The organism is uncultured Phyllobacterium sp., assembly GCF_902479695.1.
GTDB lineage: Bacteria > Pseudomonadota > Alphaproteobacteria > Rhizobiales > Rhizobiaceae > Phyllobacterium > Phyllobacterium calauticae.
Genome location: NZ_CABSQF010000024.1, coordinates 58188 through 73771 on the forward strand (window position 1 = coordinate 58188; position 15584 = coordinate 73771).

At 55.6% G+C, this 15584-nt stretch carries 24 protein-coding genes; 7 read left to right on the forward strand and 17 right to left on the reverse strand.

Annotation, left to right across the window (positions count from 1 at the left end):
- Nucleotides 1–48 precede the first annotated feature (48 nt).
- Together RDL77_RS15495 and RDL77_RS15500 are read right to left on the reverse strand one after the other, a co-directional pair.
- Complete coding sequence (locus tag RDL77_RS15495; RefSeq protein ID WP_130519796.1) at nucleotides 49–627, reverse strand: hypothetical protein; 579 nt, start codon at nucleotides 625–627, stop codon at nucleotides 49–51.
- A gap of 3 nt (nucleotides 628–630) precedes the next feature.
- Nucleotides 631–1002: a hypothetical protein gene (locus tag RDL77_RS15500; protein ID WP_130519798.1), complete on the reverse strand. Its 372-nt coding sequence runs from the start codon at nucleotides 1000–1002 to the stop codon at nucleotides 631–633.
- Nucleotides 1003–1147: 145 nt separating this feature from the next.
- Between RDL77_RS15500 and RDL77_RS15505 the strand changes: the two genes are divergently transcribed.
- From RDL77_RS15505 to RDL77_RS15515, 3 genes are read left to right on the forward strand one after another with little or no spacing between them, the layout of a single operon-like run.
- Nucleotides 1148–1573, forward strand: coding sequence for a hypothetical protein (locus RDL77_RS15505; RefSeq protein ID WP_130519800.1), 426 nt, complete (start codon nucleotides 1148–1150; stop codon nucleotides 1571–1573).
- Entirely contained in the window at nucleotides 1570–3021 is a 1452-nt protein-coding gene (locus RDL77_RS15510; RefSeq protein ID WP_130519802.1) for a M23 family metallopeptidase, read from the forward strand. The genes RDL77_RS15505 and RDL77_RS15510 overlap by 4 nt, the downstream gene beginning before the upstream one ends.
- Nucleotides 3021–3482 (forward strand): hypothetical protein, encoded by a 462-nt coding sequence (locus tag RDL77_RS15515; protein WP_130519805.1) that lies wholly within the window; start codon nucleotides 3021–3023, stop codon nucleotides 3480–3482. Before RDL77_RS15510 ends, RDL77_RS15515 begins: the two co-directional genes overlap by 1 nt.
- Before the next feature lie 9 nt (nucleotides 3483–3491).
- Here RDL77_RS15515 and RDL77_RS15520 read toward each other — a convergent pair whose 3' ends face one another.
- Nucleotides 3492–3638: a hypothetical protein gene (locus RDL77_RS15520; RefSeq protein WP_164056985.1), complete on the reverse strand. Its 147-nt coding sequence runs from the start codon at nucleotides 3636–3638 to the stop codon at nucleotides 3492–3494.
- A gap of 188 nt (nucleotides 3639–3826) precedes the next feature.
- A complete protein-coding gene (locus RDL77_RS15525) occupies nucleotides 3827–5407 on the reverse strand; it encodes a hypothetical protein (protein WP_130519806.1) in 1581 nt (526 codons plus the stop codon).
- Nucleotides 5408–5504: 97 nt separating this feature from the next.
- Between RDL77_RS15525 and topA the strand changes: the two genes are divergently transcribed.
- Together topA and RDL77_RS15535 are read left to right on the forward strand one after the other, a co-directional pair.
- Nucleotides 5505–7607, forward strand: coding sequence for a type I DNA topoisomerase (topA, locus tag RDL77_RS15530; RefSeq protein WP_245462372.1), 2103 nt, complete (start codon nucleotides 5505–5507; stop codon nucleotides 7605–7607).
- 18 nt (nucleotides 7608–7625) lie between these two features.
- Nucleotides 7626–8024 (forward strand): helix-turn-helix domain-containing protein, encoded by a 399-nt coding sequence (locus tag RDL77_RS15535; protein WP_130519809.1) that lies wholly within the window; start codon nucleotides 7626–7628, stop codon nucleotides 8022–8024.
- A gap of 13 nt (nucleotides 8025–8037) precedes the next feature.
- Here the strand turns inward: RDL77_RS15535 and RDL77_RS15540 are convergent, their stop codons facing one another.
- The 8 genes from RDL77_RS15540 to RDL77_RS15575 form a co-directional block, all read right to left on the reverse strand.
- Complete coding sequence (locus tag RDL77_RS15540; protein WP_130519811.1) at nucleotides 8038–8559, reverse strand: PH domain-containing protein; 522 nt, start codon at nucleotides 8557–8559, stop codon at nucleotides 8038–8040.
- Nucleotides 8560–8654: 95 nt separating this feature from the next.
- Nucleotides 8655–8825 (reverse strand): hypothetical protein, encoded by a 171-nt coding sequence (locus tag RDL77_RS15545; protein WP_164056983.1) that lies wholly within the window; start codon nucleotides 8823–8825, stop codon nucleotides 8655–8657.
- 130 nt (nucleotides 8826–8955) lie between these two features.
- Nucleotides 8956–9990, reverse strand: coding sequence for a hypothetical protein (locus RDL77_RS15550; protein ID WP_130519813.1), 1035 nt, complete (start codon nucleotides 9988–9990; stop codon nucleotides 8956–8958).
- Nucleotides 9991–9992: 2 nt separating this feature from the next.
- Nucleotides 9993–10247, reverse strand: coding sequence for a hypothetical protein (locus RDL77_RS15555; RefSeq protein WP_130519815.1), 255 nt, complete (start codon nucleotides 10245–10247; stop codon nucleotides 9993–9995).
- A gap of 4 nt (nucleotides 10248–10251) precedes the next feature.
- Nucleotides 10252–11055, reverse strand: coding sequence for a hypothetical protein (locus RDL77_RS15560; protein WP_130519817.1), 804 nt, complete (start codon nucleotides 11053–11055; stop codon nucleotides 10252–10254).
- A 15-nt stretch (nucleotides 11056–11070) separates the two neighbouring features.
- On the reverse strand, nucleotides 11071–11490 hold the full coding sequence (locus RDL77_RS24845) for a thermonuclease family protein (RefSeq protein ID WP_130519819.1): 420 nt from the start codon (nucleotides 11488–11490) through the stop codon (nucleotides 11071–11073).
- Nucleotides 11491–11502: 12 nt separating this feature from the next.
- Nucleotides 11503–12978, reverse strand: a complete 1476-nt coding sequence (locus RDL77_RS15570) for a protelomerase family protein (RefSeq protein WP_288193628.1) — start codon at nucleotides 12976–12978, stop codon at nucleotides 11503–11505.
- A gap of 58 nt (nucleotides 12979–13036) precedes the next feature.
- On the reverse strand, nucleotides 13037–13270 hold the full coding sequence (locus RDL77_RS15575; RefSeq protein WP_130521491.1) for a hypothetical protein: 234 nt from the start codon (nucleotides 13268–13270) through the stop codon (nucleotides 13037–13039).
- 157 nt (nucleotides 13271–13427) lie between these two features.
- Here RDL77_RS15575 and RDL77_RS15580 point away from each other — a divergent pair, with 157 nt between their 5' ends.
- Both RDL77_RS15580 and RDL77_RS15585 read left to right on the forward strand, forming a co-directional pair.
- Nucleotides 13428–13706: a type II toxin-antitoxin system RelE/ParE family toxin gene (locus tag RDL77_RS15580; RefSeq protein ID WP_130521493.1), complete on the forward strand. Its 279-nt coding sequence runs from the start codon at nucleotides 13428–13430 to the stop codon at nucleotides 13704–13706.
- Between the two features lie 12 nt (nucleotides 13707–13718).
- Nucleotides 13719–14006 carry a HigA family addiction module antitoxin gene (locus tag RDL77_RS15585; RefSeq protein ID WP_130521495.1) on the forward strand — a complete coding sequence of 96 codons (288 nt, stop codon included), beginning with the start codon at nucleotides 13719–13721 and terminating at the stop codon, nucleotides 14004–14006.
- Nucleotides 14007–14315: 309 nt separating this feature from the next.
- Here RDL77_RS15585 and RDL77_RS15590 read toward each other — a convergent pair whose 3' ends face one another.
- The 5 genes from RDL77_RS15590 to RDL77_RS15610 all read right to left on the reverse strand — a co-directional run.
- On the reverse strand, nucleotides 14316–14561 hold the full coding sequence (locus RDL77_RS15590; RefSeq protein WP_130521497.1) for a hypothetical protein: 246 nt from the start codon (nucleotides 14559–14561) through the stop codon (nucleotides 14316–14318).
- Nucleotides 14562–14578: 17 nt separating this feature from the next.
- Nucleotides 14579–14764 (reverse strand): hypothetical protein, encoded by a 186-nt coding sequence (locus RDL77_RS15595; RefSeq protein ID WP_130521499.1) that lies wholly within the window; start codon nucleotides 14762–14764, stop codon nucleotides 14579–14581.
- A gap of 1 nt (nucleotide 14765) precedes the next feature.
- The gene (locus RDL77_RS15600) at nucleotides 14766–14981 is read right to left on the reverse strand and encodes a hypothetical protein (protein WP_164056977.1); all 216 of its coding nucleotides are present in this window, start codon (nucleotides 14979–14981) and stop codon (nucleotides 14766–14768) included.
- Between the two features lies 1 nt (nucleotide 14982).
- Nucleotides 14983–15162, reverse strand: coding sequence for a hypothetical protein (locus tag RDL77_RS15605; RefSeq protein WP_271082349.1), 180 nt, complete (start codon nucleotides 15160–15162; stop codon nucleotides 14983–14985).
- Nucleotides 15163–15300: 138 nt separating this feature from the next.
- Nucleotides 15301–15584, reverse strand: a 284-nt coding sequence (locus RDL77_RS15610; protein ID WP_288193636.1) for a hypothetical protein, incomplete at its 5' end; no start/stop codon positions are given.

Here is a 15584-nt window from a genome sequence, read left to right on the forward strand (position 1 = left end):
GATCGACGCGAGGACCGCAGCCTTGCTTGCGGTCCTCGCAACAGACGATTAAGCCCCGGCCATACCGAAAGCCTTGCACATGTTGTCGAGTCCGACTTCAAGGCCGATAGTGTTCGCGATCATTGCAGTGATGCCGTTGACGAAATAGCACATAATTCCCCCGATCAGATAGTAGACCGGTGTGCTCCATGGCACCATCTCGCCATTGGATTTGCGATATGCCGAACGGGCGGCGTTGAAAAGCGCCACCGTGCCGATGATCATCCAGATCAGAGTTACGGAGTATTGGAACTGCTGGCAGTACGTGCCCGTGATCGAGCCAGATTGCGCATAATCGAGAACATTGCTCGTGGTCGCATCTTCGGCGAGTGAAAAGGTGCCAGCCAAGCGGTAGAAAATAACTGCGCCCATCGCCGCTGCGCTGCCGAGGGCTAGCTTCATGATCGCGCCGGTAAACGTCGCCTGACGCGTCGAGAAACGGCTATTGCCGCTGGTGTACTGGTAGCCTTCTAAAAGTCCCATGCCGCCCACGATGACCCCAAAGATCGTGATCGACAGGATCATAATGGAGAGAAGGATTGAGTTGGCTTTGAAGAGATTGATTATGATTTCGGTGAGATCGGTCATCTTTTAATCCGCTTTCCCCAATTCCTTCAGAAGTGTTTCGTTGTACGCTTTTAGCTTCCGGTTCTCCGCCCGAACCTCCATCAATGCGTTCTCCAGCTCGCGGACCTGATCGCGAAGAATATCGACCTCGTTGCCGAACAGATCGGTGTCAGCTCCCGCAGGCGGTGCTTTGTATTGAAGCGTCGGCTGGTCTTCTGGCGCAAATTCATAGCGAGACACGTTGCCTTCGCCGCCCGGCCTAGTAATCACAGGGTCTGGTGCGCGCGCGTCCTGAGCTGCGGCCATCTGCGGTAGCGCTCCGCACAGGATCGGTAGCGTTATCGTGAAGAGAATTCGTGAAAACATACCTTGTCCGTGACCTGTTTCGAGTTTCATTCGACAATGTATCTCGATACGGAAACATTGTCATGTCGCCTTTCTTCTGGCAAAACAGTTTCCAGTCAAGGGCGCTGGAATCTTCGTCTGCGCCTTGTGCGAGTAGGAGTAGCACTCGCGCGCTTGAGCAAGGAGAGGAAAACTCATGCAGTTGAAGCGAACGGCCATAATTACTGCTGTTTCGGTCGCCACGGCGCTCTCGTCTACCGCCACCATGGCGGCACCGTTGACGTTCACAGAGCTTTTTAACCCGGCCGAGATCAACGATCCGAAGAATGTCGTTGCTTCGATTATGAACCGCTTGTGGAAGAACGATATCCAAGAGGTTATGGGCGCGAATTACGAGTTCATGTATGCCTCTTTTGAGGCGAAGGGTAACACTTACCTTGTCTCGATGATGGGATCGCCTCTGTGCGGCGCCAATTCTTGCTCATGGTACGTCCAGCGTGTTTCGCCTGACTTCAAGGTGCTGGCGACAAGTGAGCGCATCAACGCTTGCCAAGACCGGAATACGGTCGATGTGACTGACGACAAGCTTTCGATTTGCGGCAAACAGGTGGAGCTTCCATGATCAGATCCTCGCGCATCCTGTTCACGGCCGCGACGATCTTTCTCGCGGGCACCATGTTTGCCCATGCGGCCAGAAACCCGCAGCCCACCGCAACAAATTGCGGCTCGATGCTCAACAACATACGGCAGAGCGAGGGCAGCGGGAACTATAGCACCAACACCGGGAACGGTTACTATGGTGCTTATCAGATGGGCCGATCCGCTTTGATCGATGTCGGGTATATGCGCGGCGACGGCACTTGGACCGGTAAGAATGGCATCAACTCGCTAGAGGACTATCTGAATACGCCGTCGGCGCAGGACGCCGCATTTCTGGAATACGGAAACCGGAACCTCACCTATCTCGGGAATTACCAGCAGTACATTGGTCAGACGATAAACGGGGTCACTGTCACCCGTGGCGGCTTGATCGCCGGCAGTCACCTTGTCGGAGCGGGGGGCCTCAAAGATTGGCTCACAAGCGGCGGTTCCTGCACTGGCAGAGCAGTGGACGGCAATGGAACGTGCGCGGGCACCTATGTTGCTGAAAATCAGGTCAATGAGACGTGCAGCGGGGATGAGGTCGCGGCAGGTGGGGGCGGCTCCTGCTTGTCAGCCCATCCCGTTCAGAGTCCTGTTGTCTTCAGTGAGTACGGTGCCTGGAATCGCCCCGGCGCGGGTTCTGGTAACGGCTGGCATCGCGGATCGGACATCTATCCGCAGGGAGCGCAGGGCCAAGCTTCCACTAATCAGCCTCTATTTGCTGCCCATGACGGCAAACTGAGCGTCGGTTCGATGGGCGTCAAAGTGACAGGCAGTCAGTTCCGAACGCTCTATCTGCACTCATATTCGCGGCCTGACCCGAAAGACGTGAGCGCCGGGGAAGAAATCGCCAAGATCGGCGACAATCAGTCGGCAGGAAAACCGCACCTCCATTTCGAGGTGCAAGTTCCAGCAAGTGCCGTCAAAGCGAGCAAATGCGTGCCGGGATCGAGCACTGACGATTGCGTGTTTCCCGTAGGCGGCGGCAAACGCGATCCGAACGGCTATGCCACCTCGGATGCATTGTCGTCGGCATCCCCGAATACGTGGTATTATGTGAATCCAGAGCGCTACTTGAAAGAGCGCGTGCCTGTCGTCGGCATGGCTGCTGTTCGCGCCGGTCGCAGCCAGTCGCTCCCCAATACCTGCACGCCGGGCCAAGATGTTGCCGAGACACCGACCAGTTCTGGCGACAGCGACAATTCTGCCGCGATGGCAGGAGGCGAGGGGACTTACATGACCAGCGGAGGCAGCGCGGCGGCAAACGCCGACAAGGATTTGCGCTCGCTGGCGATAAATATGACCCGGCAGAATGCCCTTGAGCTTCGCGCAGCAGCTTCGCTGGCGCAGAACCTTGAAGGTCGAACCGATAGTGCTCTCGCACATATGCTCCTGTTGATGTCGCGAACAGAGATCGGGCAGCAGTGATGATCCGCGGTTTCGTGATCGCGTTAGTTTTCTCGGGGGGCGCGTTGGTCGCGTCTCCCGAAATTGCTTTTGCGGATGGATACGTTGGGCACTGGCTGCGGGTGATAACCGCCGAGGGGGAAGAGCCTGATCCAAAGAACAATGAAGGCTGTGAGGCTTTCTTGCGGTCAGACGAGTACGATCCCGACGAGAGTGCAGCGGCAAATCTGACCATCACGCCCCATCGCATGGAGACAGATGAAGAAGGCTCAGATGTTACCGGGGTCGTTGAATTCGGCCGGACTGAGGGAGGGCGCACGCCTTTTTCGATCAAGGCAGAACACGAGTACAGCGTGGTTGGCCGTAAAGGTTTCATCGAGCAGCACGACAGCAACTACATCTCGATCACCATCCATGATGTCCAGCTTGACGAGCAGGGCAGCGTCGGTGATGTGGTAATGCGTTATTGCCGCCAGCGCTGACGCCCGGCGCTAACGCCGCTCATAGATCGGTCGCAGCATCAGATAGACGGGATGAGCGACAATCGCGATCCTTCCCACCAGCTCATAATCTGAGGTCGAATCCGCAAGCCTCTCCATCTGCGCTGCCGTACCGAAGAGGCCAGCGAGAGCGAGCATGATTCCACCTAGCAGGAAAGTGGAGAGTAGCAGGGTGATTTGCCACGGAAGCACGAGAGATTCCGTGTAGTGCGCGACAAGGAACACGCTCGCGCCGCCACCCAATAGACCGCCGAGTGTTACGAGGTAGCTACGGCAATATGTGCCCCATGAGGCTTGTGATTTATCCGATCTCGTCATCGTAATCCCTACCGATCCGGCACCAGCTCTGGCACTTGTGCGTTGTCGTCGTTCCACATTTCGGACGACTTGATAATCATCTCATCGACCGTGTTGGTCTGGTTTCGTACCTTCGCTACCAGCTCATCAAAATCGCGCATTGTAAGCGCGTCAGGCGACTGTTTTCTGGCTTCTTGGACGATGGCCGTTATCGTGCTTTCCGCAATCTCAGGCCGTGTGCGGCCGGTCTTCAGAACAAGCTCTGTCTGCCAGTGATCGTACATTCCAGCCGCTTCCGGGCAGGGGGTTTGCATGCCGACATAGTTTAGAAAACGCCACATGCTTCTGTCGGCAAACCGCAGCCAGAGGAACGTGTTTGGTGCCATGACCCCGGCAGATCGAGCGGCTTTAAGTGTACCATCCTTGCCGTCAGTAAGCGACGATGCCAAGACGCCAAATACGTATCCGTGCCGCTGCACGATCCTGTCTATCACATCGACCGGGCGCTTCGGATCGATCCCGGTGGCGGGCTTCACGATGATCTTTGCCAGCTCTTCTTTCGCCCGCTTCGTTGTTTTGAAATTGGGGCCGACCTTTGCCAGATGTTCCGACAGGATTATCATGTTGGATGGCTGCTCGATGCCGGTGCCGATATCAGCACCCTTTGCTTTCTTTTTCTTAGGCTTCCCGGCCTTTTTATCGGGATCAGGGTAGTCGTATGGCCCGATCACAAGACTGTCGCCAAGCTTGGTCTTTTCACGGTTGATGTCGCGCCAGACATCTCGAAGGAACTCTTCGCTCGCATCCAAGACACTTGAGAGCTTGATGTCGCTGTCGTGAAGCGCATTCACGCGCACAAGGGCCGAGTACAGGATCACGGTCGCGTACCATGGCAATTCATCTATCGCAGCCCTTACAGCGGCGTCATTACGAAGGTTCACATTTAGAAACGGGTTGTGCGGCCCAAAGGGCTTCTCTAGGGCCTTTCGCAGAGCGCTGCGATTGATTGCCCGTTCACCTGCCTTTCGGTCCTCGTCGGCTTCTTCCGGCTTGGGGGAGGTCTGTTCTTCGTCGTTCTCAGGAACCTTGAATTTATCAGCGACGATAGCGCCGCTGTCGATCAGCAGCTCAAGTGCTGACATCGGCTGAGACGCAGGGCCGGAGCTGGCCGAATATCTGTGCATGGGGAATTTCAGGAAGAACTCGCAATGAGGATAGAACGGCGCGAAGCGCTGCATCAGCTCCTTGTGGCTCATTGCATACTCTGCATCCTTCTTCGGCCGCAGATAGGTAATGATGTGCTTGCTCTCGACCTTCGCTCTCATAAAGAGGCCGACCAGAACTATGATCCCGGCGCACACCACGCCGAAGGGAAGGGACGACAGAAAGATCGACTGGATACTCAGGTCCTTGCCCGGCGTGTAGGCGAAATAGTCGCCCCACGCGGTCAGTTTCCAAAGCGTGCCGGTTTCAGCAGTGCGAGCCGCGCGATAGAGCATTCCTACTGGCGCGCGGAAAATCACCCATACTACAGTTAGGATCGCCAGACAGAAAAACAGCGCCGTGCCGATTTCCAGCCATCCGACGCTCTTCTGATCCCTTGGTGCCATTTTCCCTTTTCCCACTCGATCATTGACAATGATTTCATTAGCGGAAACGTTATCAAATGTTTCAGCGATTTGCTATCAGGAGGGTGCAGTGAAACTCATGATTGTCGAAAGCCCTACCAAGGCTAAGAAAATTGGATCGCTGCTTGGTTCCGATTGGCGAGTAGAGGCCAGCATGGGCCATATTGTAGATCTTCCAACGGACCAGATGGCCGTTGAACCGCAAACATACCAGCTCACCTATGTAGCATCCGAGCGCGGCCGATCTGTCATCAGCCGGTTGAAGCCATTGGTCGCCGAGGCCGATGCCATTTATCTTGCAACGGACCCGGATCGTGAGGGGGAGGCGATTTCCGAGCATCTGAAGCGTTACTTGCGCATCGAGCGGTATCAGCGGGTCACATTCAACGAGATAACCGAGACCGGTATAAAGGCGGCACTCGCCGCGCCTCGCCCGATTGATCGGCGGCTTGTCGCGGCACAGGAGGCACGCAGAGCAGCGGATCGGTTGATCGGCTACCGAGTGTCCTTTCCGATATCGACGGCAGCGGGGCAGTCCCTGACAGCCGGTCGTTGCCAGTCGCCCGCAGTCCGCCTCGTTGTCGAACGGCAGAATGAGATAGACCGCTTCAAGGTGACAGACCATTTTTCGGCGTTAGCGGAGTTTGAGAACGGCTCGTGGACCGCCGAGTGGCAGACCAAATCCTTTCTGCAGGGCGATGACGAATACATCCTCGATCAGAGTTTGGCCGAGCGAGCTGCGGCTTGCCGCCGCTTCACGGTGACGGCAGCGGCCGAGAAGCCCGTTGCCAAGGGACCACCCGCACCGTTTACGACCTCCGCGCTCTTGCAGGCGGCGGGAGCCACCCTTGGATACCCTCCAGCCCTGACACAGAAGCTTGCACAGAGCCTTTTCGAAGCCGGTTTGATTACCTACCACCGGACAGACAATCCGAACCTCTCAGATGACGGGATTGCGGCTATCGGTGCCTATGCTGAGGGGCAGGGATGGCAGCTTTCGGAAAAAAAACGACGCTGGCCGCTGCCTGAAGGAGCACAGGAGGCTCATGAGGCTATTCGACCAACTCATGTTGAGGATCGTGAGGCGGGGGAGGATGACAAGCAAAAAGCGCTATACAAGCTGATTTGGCAGCGCGCCGTTGCCTCGCAGCTCGCAGATGCCGTCTACAAAACAGTGACGCTCGATCTCACGGCCGATGCCGGTGGCGAGCGCTTCCATTTCCGTGCTCGCAGCGCCGAGCTGGTTAAGCAAGGGTGGAGGATCGTTGCTGCGGATGAAAAGAGCGATGACGAAGATGAGGACGAGTCGACCAACGGGCGCGTCCCGATGCTACAGCCAGGTACTTCCGTGACAGCGACGGGAGGCAAGATTTTGCGCAAGGCGACAAAGCCGCCCCGGCGCTACACCGAAACCAGCTTGATCCGCAAACTTGAGCAGATGGGCATCGGTAGGCCATCGACCTTTGCGGCTATCGTATCGAATATCTGCAACAAGAAATATGTTGTGGTGGAAAAACGGTATCTCGTCCCGACACAGAGCGGCCGGGCCATCGTCGGAAACCTCGTCGGCCGTTTTGACTTCGCCGAATACGACTTCACCAAAGACCTCGAAAAACGCCTCGATCTCATAGCGGAAGGCAGAGAACGCTATGTCGATGTGATCGCTGATCTTGATCAGCGCCTCGATGTTGAGCTTGGGAAGCTCGCGAGCGTGAAGCCTGCCCACCCATGTCCTAAGTGCGGCAAGGCGCTGCGACTTGTGACGGGTAAGTCGCGGAGCTTTTTCGGTTGTTCGGGCTATCGCGATGGATGCCCTGTCATTTGTGAAAACGACAACGGCAAGCCGGGAGCAGTCATCGAGCGGTCGGATACGCCTTCTGAGAAGCAGGCAGCGTTTGCAAAGCGGATCGCGGAAGAGAATGGCTTATCTCTGCCGGAAGAGGTTATGGCGTCTGCAAAAGCTCTCTCGGTGTGGATTGATGAGGCCCTTGCCGCCGCGCCGCCTCGACTTGCCAGCGACAAGCAGCGTGAGTTCATCGCGACCTTGATCGAGCAAAATGGGCTACAGCCCCCTGCCGGATGGCCGGATAATGTCACAAGCGATGTGGCGAGCGCCTTCATTTCCAAGAACGGGAAGGCTAAGGGAAAATCGAAGCCCGCGCGCAGGCGTAAAGCTTCATGACATCAGCAGGGGAAACAGATGGGCGTTCATCCTAAACAGCCGAACCAGATTGACATCGATGTGGGCAATAAAATCCGGCTGCGCAGGCGACTTACTGGCATGAGCCAGACGGCTCTAGGAACAGCGCTTGGGATCACATTTCAACAGGTCCAGAAGTACGAGAAGGGCACAAACCGGGTCGGCGCAAGCCGACTGTCGGATATGGCCCGCATTCTAGGGGTGCCGGTTTCGTATTTCTTTGAAGATGGGCAAAGCCATGATGTGGCTGAAAGCTCCGGGGAGTCTGAACTTCTTACTCAGTTCGTTGGCACTTCCGAAGGTCTAGCCTTGAATCGTGCGTTCGCGCAAATACCCGATGGGGGTATCAGACGAAAGGTTCTCTCACTGGTGAAGGCTCTAGCCGACGAAGAGCAATGACCGGATGGCCGTCCTATTCGGCGTTGTTCTTGAGTGCCATAATCGTTCGTGATGCCTGCGGCGCTCCGCTGATCAGGTCAGCTACGATCTGATCGTCCCCTCGCGTACTGATCGATATCGAGCCGAAGCCGAGTATCCGGCCGAGAACGGATTGCGTAAGCTGAACGCCTATGATCTCTCGAACAGAGGTCGTGAACATATCTCGGCTGATGAAACCGGTTCGCCAGAGCACGCGGTTACTGAAAACTCTAAGCTCTGTTGTCATGTACCTGATGAGGCACACGAGCACTTGTGTTGCAAAGCCCATGGCAATGATGGCGGTCGCAATTCGGCAGACAAGGAAGATCGTGGGGTAAAAGCTCTCGTAAAGAGATAACCCGAGCACCATCGGGCCAAGATTGTGCATAAGGTAGAGGTCAGAGGTCCAGACGTACCAGAGAGCCGCTGTTCCGAGGCCAGCAATCAGCACCGGCCCGACGAATATGATTTTCGAGAGACGGTAGATCGTCAGTGGTTCTTGTTCGCCGTCTTCCATCCATCACTTCCGTTGTTTGTTTCACAACGAAGTCATATCATTTTTTGTTGTCGAAGGAAAAGCGGGAAAGGGGCGCATGAGCGCCCCTTCTGGTTTCAAGGTAGCCAGCGTTCGCGCGAGCACCAGTCGTCCAGCCAGTCGGCGGCAACCTTGTAAACGATCCACATGACGAATGCACCGCCGAGACCGATTGATGGAAATCCGGCCATAAAAGCGACAGTGAGGACGATAAGGGCGTGAAAGCTTGCTTCGATAGATGTGCTCATTTTGTATCTCCAAGGTTTGAGCCGCAGGGAGATAACCCCTGCACCTTGATTCTCTCCCGCTTCCTTGCAAGGCACAAAAAGGCCCTCGAATCCGCCGATAGCCGATCAGACAGGGTTGGGTCGGAACCGCTCAGGTTTCCTTGTTTCGGGTTTTGACGAGCCGATACTCCTTGGAGACGACGCCGCTCTCACTGGCTGCACCAACCATGGCAGCTCTTACCCACACGGTCTTTTCAGGTAGACGACGAAGGTGGCCCCGGCGAAGATGAAGACGGGGGCTGGCGTGTGTTCCACTTGCGCTGCCGGTATTACCGGGGGACGGACGATCAGCGGCCAGCGCCAGAACCTTATAAGAAAAGAAAGGCTGCTTCCCCTTGGCAATCCGCGCCTTGTTCAGTTTGGCAGGGGCTTCAATATCCGCCGTCGCTACGTTTTCGCAGTTGAGGACTGCACACGCTTGAACCACGGCCATACCTTCATCCCTCGTGTCGTTCATTATGTTCGCGAATCCGGTTTCACGGTCGCTTCTCGCAATGACCGCTTCGAAATGCTCCGGCTGAAGAATGAACGGCTCTGCTGCAAACTGCTGCGGCTTTTTGGGCAGCAAACCGGCGCTGTTAAGGGCTTCCATCGCGCGGGCGCTCAAAGGGCTGACTTGAGCCTGATCGACTGCTGCCAAGCTGTTCTCGTAGGGAACGAAAGCCCCGCCGATACCTACATTCCACGTCTCGATGACATCCAGCCATGAAATAGGAAGGATAAAGACGCCTCCCTGCGGAAAGCGATCTAGGATGACGTTGAGATGCGCCAGTTGCGGCGGCGTTGCACCTGGCTCCCAACAAAGGGCAATGCGACGGGTTGACTTGTAGTGATCGAGATAACCCGCGTCCTTTGCATCGGTTTTCTGCCAAGGAGCTTCGAAAGCAACGAGCGGGAAGGGGAGCTTCAGGAGGTCTATGTGCGCTTGCGATACGTGCAGCGGATCAAGCAGCTCTGCGCAGTTGGGCAGGATAAATTTCACTGATCTGCGAAGCATATCGCTGACGATGCGGATCGCGTTGATGGACTGAACAAAATGCGGGGGGAGACGCTGTACGACCTCTTTCATGCTCTCAATCGCATGGGCGCTATAGTTCAGCGCCGTAAAGTTCTCGCCTGTCTCCATTTCTAGTCTCCTTGCCCGTAGATCACTTCCAGAAGACCACGGGCATCCGCGTCTTCAATTGCTTTCAAAGCCGCCGCATGTCCGGCGACATTTTCACGTTCTCGTGCGAAGCGCGCTTCAACATCGCGCTTGAGAGTTTGGATCAGCTCGTGCTTCTCGGCGGTAGGAAAGACGGCATAGTGCTCAGCGGCCGCGAAGGCGACGTGCGGGATCGTAAACTCGTCAAGCGTCGGTTCATCTACATGATCCGAAGGCATGGGATCAGACCTTCACAACATATTCGGGCTTGATGGGAATGCCTGTTTCCATATTGACGCAGCAAGGCGGGATGGGGATCATGCGGCCATCAGCCAGATGGCGAATATGACCTCTTCGCCAGTGTGGTTTGACGGTCCAGCCGCCCTCTCCCTTCCGGTTTTGTGATGCCTGTTGGCTGGCGCGAACATCGATCACGATCATTGGGCCAATAGGCGGCTTTTTCTTCTGCAAGCGCTGCTTGTTCAAGCGCGCCGGGGCAGGCTCTTCCCGGCGGATGGCTTGCGGAGTGGCAAGGGCGCCGATCAGCGCCGCTGACACACCAAAGCCCGTGTCCACGAGCAGTTGCGTCGAATCGTTGTCGGCGTGGCTGACAAGGACGTGCTTGTGATCGCCGCAAACTCTCTGTCCGACTTGATTCAGGAAGACCAAGCCATTGCGGCGATGATTTTCGAACATGACGCGCACGGAAAGCGAGACGAGCTTTCCATCGATAGGGCTCATATTTTTCTCACAGAGAGCCGCCATATGGACGTGCTCATCGAGCACCTTCTGCACCCACGAGACCCAAAAAACATCGTGAGGGATAGGAGCAACTTCCGCGTCCCATAGCTCGTTGGCAAAGTCTATGAATGTTTGGAGGGTATCGTCTTTGGGGTCTGCATCGAGAAAGCTGAAGGTAAATTCGGCGGCGCTGGCGGCGCACGCCTCAACATGCCGGGCCATCTCATCGATCTCATTGGCCTTCCATGGCTCCATTGAGCGGTAGTGGCCGGATTTCAGGTGTTCGAGGGCTGTGTGCAATCGCATTGATGGATCTCCGGTTTACGACTGACACCATTGGTTTCGATCACGGTATCCTCCGCGATAGGCATGGCCGAGGCCGAGCTTGATCATCTGGTCTGCAATGTCTCCATGCTGCGTCATCACCTGCGTCAACACGCGGCCATAGCGATCTTCGCCTTGATCTCGGTATTGGATGCCGGGCGTGCTCATGAGACGCTGAAGCTGTTGGGTAGCGCGATCCGCAAGCGCTCGCTCCTGACCGCAACGAGCGCCTTCGCCAGCTTCTGGTGCGTCATAACCGACGATCCGGTACTTAATGCCGTCCCGCCAGAACGTGTCTCCATCGACGATGCAGGTTATCCGCTTGCCCGTAGTGCAGATCGGCCATTGATCCTGTGCTGTTGCGGGTAATGAGGTGGTGAGTGCTGCGAGAGCAGCGATTCCAGCTCTGATATGCAATTCTTGCTCCCTTCAATTGTCCTCAGCTTCGCGCTCTTCGGCTGCTGCCTCGATCTTTTTCGCCAACTGTTTTTTTACCCGGCGTGTCGCGCCGGCATCTTTTTGATCGGGGAGGTAGTATTTCATGTAGGAAGAGGCCGTTTCGATATCCTTCTCAGTGTGGCCGAGCGCTTCTGCGAAGAATGCGGCTTTCGTCTTCGACTTAGGCCGGAAAAACTGGTCCGCGATTTCCGCGTACAGTGCGCGAACGTTATGCGCCTTGATTTTCTTGGCTTCGATCACGTTCGGCGTGTCTTCGAGCGAGACTTTTGGCCAGAGTTTTTCGAGGATTTCGTCACGGACGGCGGGAAGGATGCACTTGGGGTTCGGAGCGCGCAGCAAGTCTGCTTTGAATTCGTCGCTCGTCATCTCGCGCCATATCTGGCCACTTTCACTGTAGCGGAGCACCATCCAAGCAAAAATGACATCTCGCGCTTTTGTCAGCACGGGGATCGGAAACGACTGGTCGAATTGCGTCCCCTCGTTTCCACGAGTCTTTGCCTGTCCGGAGAATAGGACGCGCCACGTCTCGTAGCCACGGCCACGGGTATGTTCTGTGTTCGTGGTCGGGTCTGCCATAATCGGCAGGGGCGAGAAGACGCCTTGGCAGAAGATTTCGAAAGGGCGACGGCCGGTCAGGATACCGAGAGCCACGCCGATCTCGACGGCGCGTGTTCTCGATATATCAGAGGCCGTTTCACGAGCTGCTTGTTCCAAGGCGCTCCAAGAGGCGTCTGTGGCCGGAATAAGCTCCTTTGCGCGATCTAGGATATCCTGCCAGTGTGGCATAGGCACCAAGTCGCGGTGTTGCTCAACAATTGCATCTCGATATTGGATGGATCGGGCCTTTTGGGCATCTTCGGGTGGTCTGACGATGGAAAGCGTTAGTTCATCATCCAGTCCGCGTCTGCGAAGCTCGTTGCGATAGGCGGCGGTTGTCGTCAGAACGGTGTTGCTCTTGAGGGTTTGCAGCATTTCGTCCAGCTCCGACTTCCAGAGCTTCCCGAGGCCGCGCTTATAGACGGCGCTGGCCTGCTTTTCGGTCTTGCCCTCTGCGAGCGAACGATCGTGCTCTTCTTTGAGCGTTTGAGCTGCTGTGCCAAACAGATCAATACTATCGGCGCGGGTCGCCTTGCGCCCGCCAGCGCCGCGAGATTCAACCGTGCGGAGTGGATCGTCAGAGCGGTCGAGGACCTTAACGAAGTGCAGCGCCGGGTGATTGTCACCGTAGGCTTCACGAATTGCATTGCGGTAGCGCGAGGCATAGATGTTGCGCGTCGATACGGACTTGTCCGCAAACGTCTCCCATTCCTTTTCCCAAAGGTCGGCGTAATCATCGGCGTCGGCTGTCAGGTTTGCAACAAATGTTGCAATGGCATCCTTGACCACCGGGCGACGGCCGGTCTTTGCACGCTGCTGTTCGTCGGCGTCGGTCTTCTTCGCGTTCATTGAACTTTCTCATTTCCTTGATGTGCGGTGATCATTGGCGAAGGCTTCATGAAGCCGCTCACTGCGGTTCGCTTTCATCGCTGACTGTGAAAACCACCGTTTCACCTTCGATAGTGTACGGCACCTTTTTGCTAAGGAGCTGATCGGCCGCGATTTCCGGCAGATTGTAGGTTTCCACGATGACCTTGCGCAGTTGGGGCCTGTCGTCTTCGAAATGATATCCATTAATCGCCCATGCGACGATTCCGGGCGTGTGAACGGCGGGGCTTGATCCGAGACGGTAGGTTGCCATTTGCGATCTCCTTGGATGACTATGGAGGCAGAATAAAATAAAAATATATGGTCGGCAACATAAAAAGTAAAAATAACGACTGTTTATTTTATTAAATTGAGGGAGCAAAGCCCGATTATGCCCTTGTAGCGCGTAGCGTCACATGCTACATAGGAGTATGATAATCGGCTTTCGACACAAGGGGCTTGAGACCCTTTACAAAACCGGCTCTGCCCGTGGGGTTCAAGCTGCTCATGCGCCGAAGCTGTCCCGTATCCTTGCTGCCTTAAATGCAGCGGCATCGCCTGCCGAACTGAACCAACCAGCCTACAAGCTACACCCCTTGAAAGGGACGCTGAAGGGGCATTGGTCGATATGGGTAAATGGCAACTGGAGGGTTACTTTCCGGTTTGTCGGAGCTGACGTGGAGTTGGTCGATTACGTGGATTATCATTGAAGGAGACATACAGTGATGAAGAACCATCCCCATCCGGGCGAGCTGCTTCGCGAGGATGTTTTGGTGCCTCTCGGCATTGAGGTGACTGACGCGGCGCAGCGCCTTGGAATTGCCCGGTCTACGCTCTCTCGGATCATCAACGGGAAGGCTGGCATTAGTCCTGATCTGGCGATCCGGCTTGAACGTGCTGGCGTCAGCACCGCACGGTTTTGGATGAATTTGCAGTTGAACTACGAACTGTCCAAGGCCGAAGCGCGGGATCAGCCGGAAGTGAGGCCATTGCAGTCGGCAGCGGCTTGAAAATCGGAATCGTTCGTTCATTGGATTTGGCACGCCCAAACGTTACCAGTCTTTGCAGGATATCGAGGGAACCAAGATGAACGTCGTTTTTGCAGCAATAAGCGCCAGCCTCTTTTTGGCAATGCCTGCGATGGCTCAAAAGAGCGAAGTGAAACGCTCTCAACCATTTCAGGCGCAGGAGCGTTGCGAGACCAGATTGCAGGGACCGGAGCAGGAGCTATGCGAGGTGGCACAAAAGGCGACCCATGCGCCTAGCGGAAACCAAGAGAGCAGCGGAAGACAATAAGGGCACAGCCAGGTCATCGGGGCCTAGCTGCCAAGCGTACCAGCGTCCCGCGCCATCTCTTCTGCTGTACCCCATGCGTCTTCCCGGTCTTGAGTGTAGTATGCGATTGCCTCTGCCCTTTCACGCGAAAGGTTGGGGCGAGAGATGCGATATTCGCCCTCCCGCTTACTGATTGTCAGGCCGAGGGCGCGCACCGCGCCAAACAGGGCCTTGTCGTTTCGTGTGGGAACGTTGAGAGCATCGGCGATAATTTTGGCTACAGTCACCATGTGCATTCGATCTCCGGTTAGAATTCGTATGTTCGAGTGCCGTCCGGCAGCTCGCAGGCGATTTCCACGTGCAAGCTTTCGATCTCGTCCGTCTCGTAGTATTCGTCACGCCACTTGATCGCCGCTCCGTAGCTCTCAGCCGTGTGCACGTCGCATTCGCGCTCGTAGCCTGCGTTTTCCACCACAGTGTATCGCTTCTTCATATCAGCGTCCTTTCGGTGATGCTGCGGGCATCGAGGGGATCGTGCCGTAGGTGTACGTATCCAGCTTCTGGTTGGCGTGCTCGCGCTCGGCCTTGCGGATATCGCGACCATATCTGAGCGGATCAAAGTAGAACTCGATCTCAAGGCCAAGATCGCCATATGTGGCGACGTAGAACCGGGGCATTTCTACCCCGGCGCTGTTTAGGCATTTTGTCATCTCATCGTTTCCTTGTGGCTGATTTGAAGGTGTGTTCGACGGTGATTTTGAGGAAGAGGGGGATGGAGATTTCGAGGGCGATTTTGGTAGAGCCGTTGGGTTTGAGCTTTGCGAGGATACGGGCGAAGGAAGCCTTGAGGCGTCGGCCGGTTGCGCGGCAGAACTGGAACGTCTGGAACATTTGCGGACCTTTCGTTAGGCATCAGCGCCATGTGAAGACTATAGGCTTGAGGCCGCAGGCGGTCAACATAAAAAGTAAAAATAACTGAAAATAATTTTACGAAATAGGCGATTAAGGGGCTTGCGTTTAGTAAAAATATCAGGCATATTGAGACCATGAAGAGCGGGAAAGCGGGTTCCACCATGACGACGACGAGAAAAGTAAAAAAAAGCGAGAAAAGTAAAAATAATTGTTGACCTGAGCGCAGAAAACGGCCATAGTAGGATTGGAAAAGGCTCCGATATTGGCTGAACGCGCAAGAAAAGTAAAAAAATCGCGATATGGGCGATAAAAAGTAAAAATAATGCTTGCGATTAGTAAAAATAGCTGGTAATATAGTAAAATTATGCGGGTGAAAGGGACACAGGCGGCGCGTTTAATAT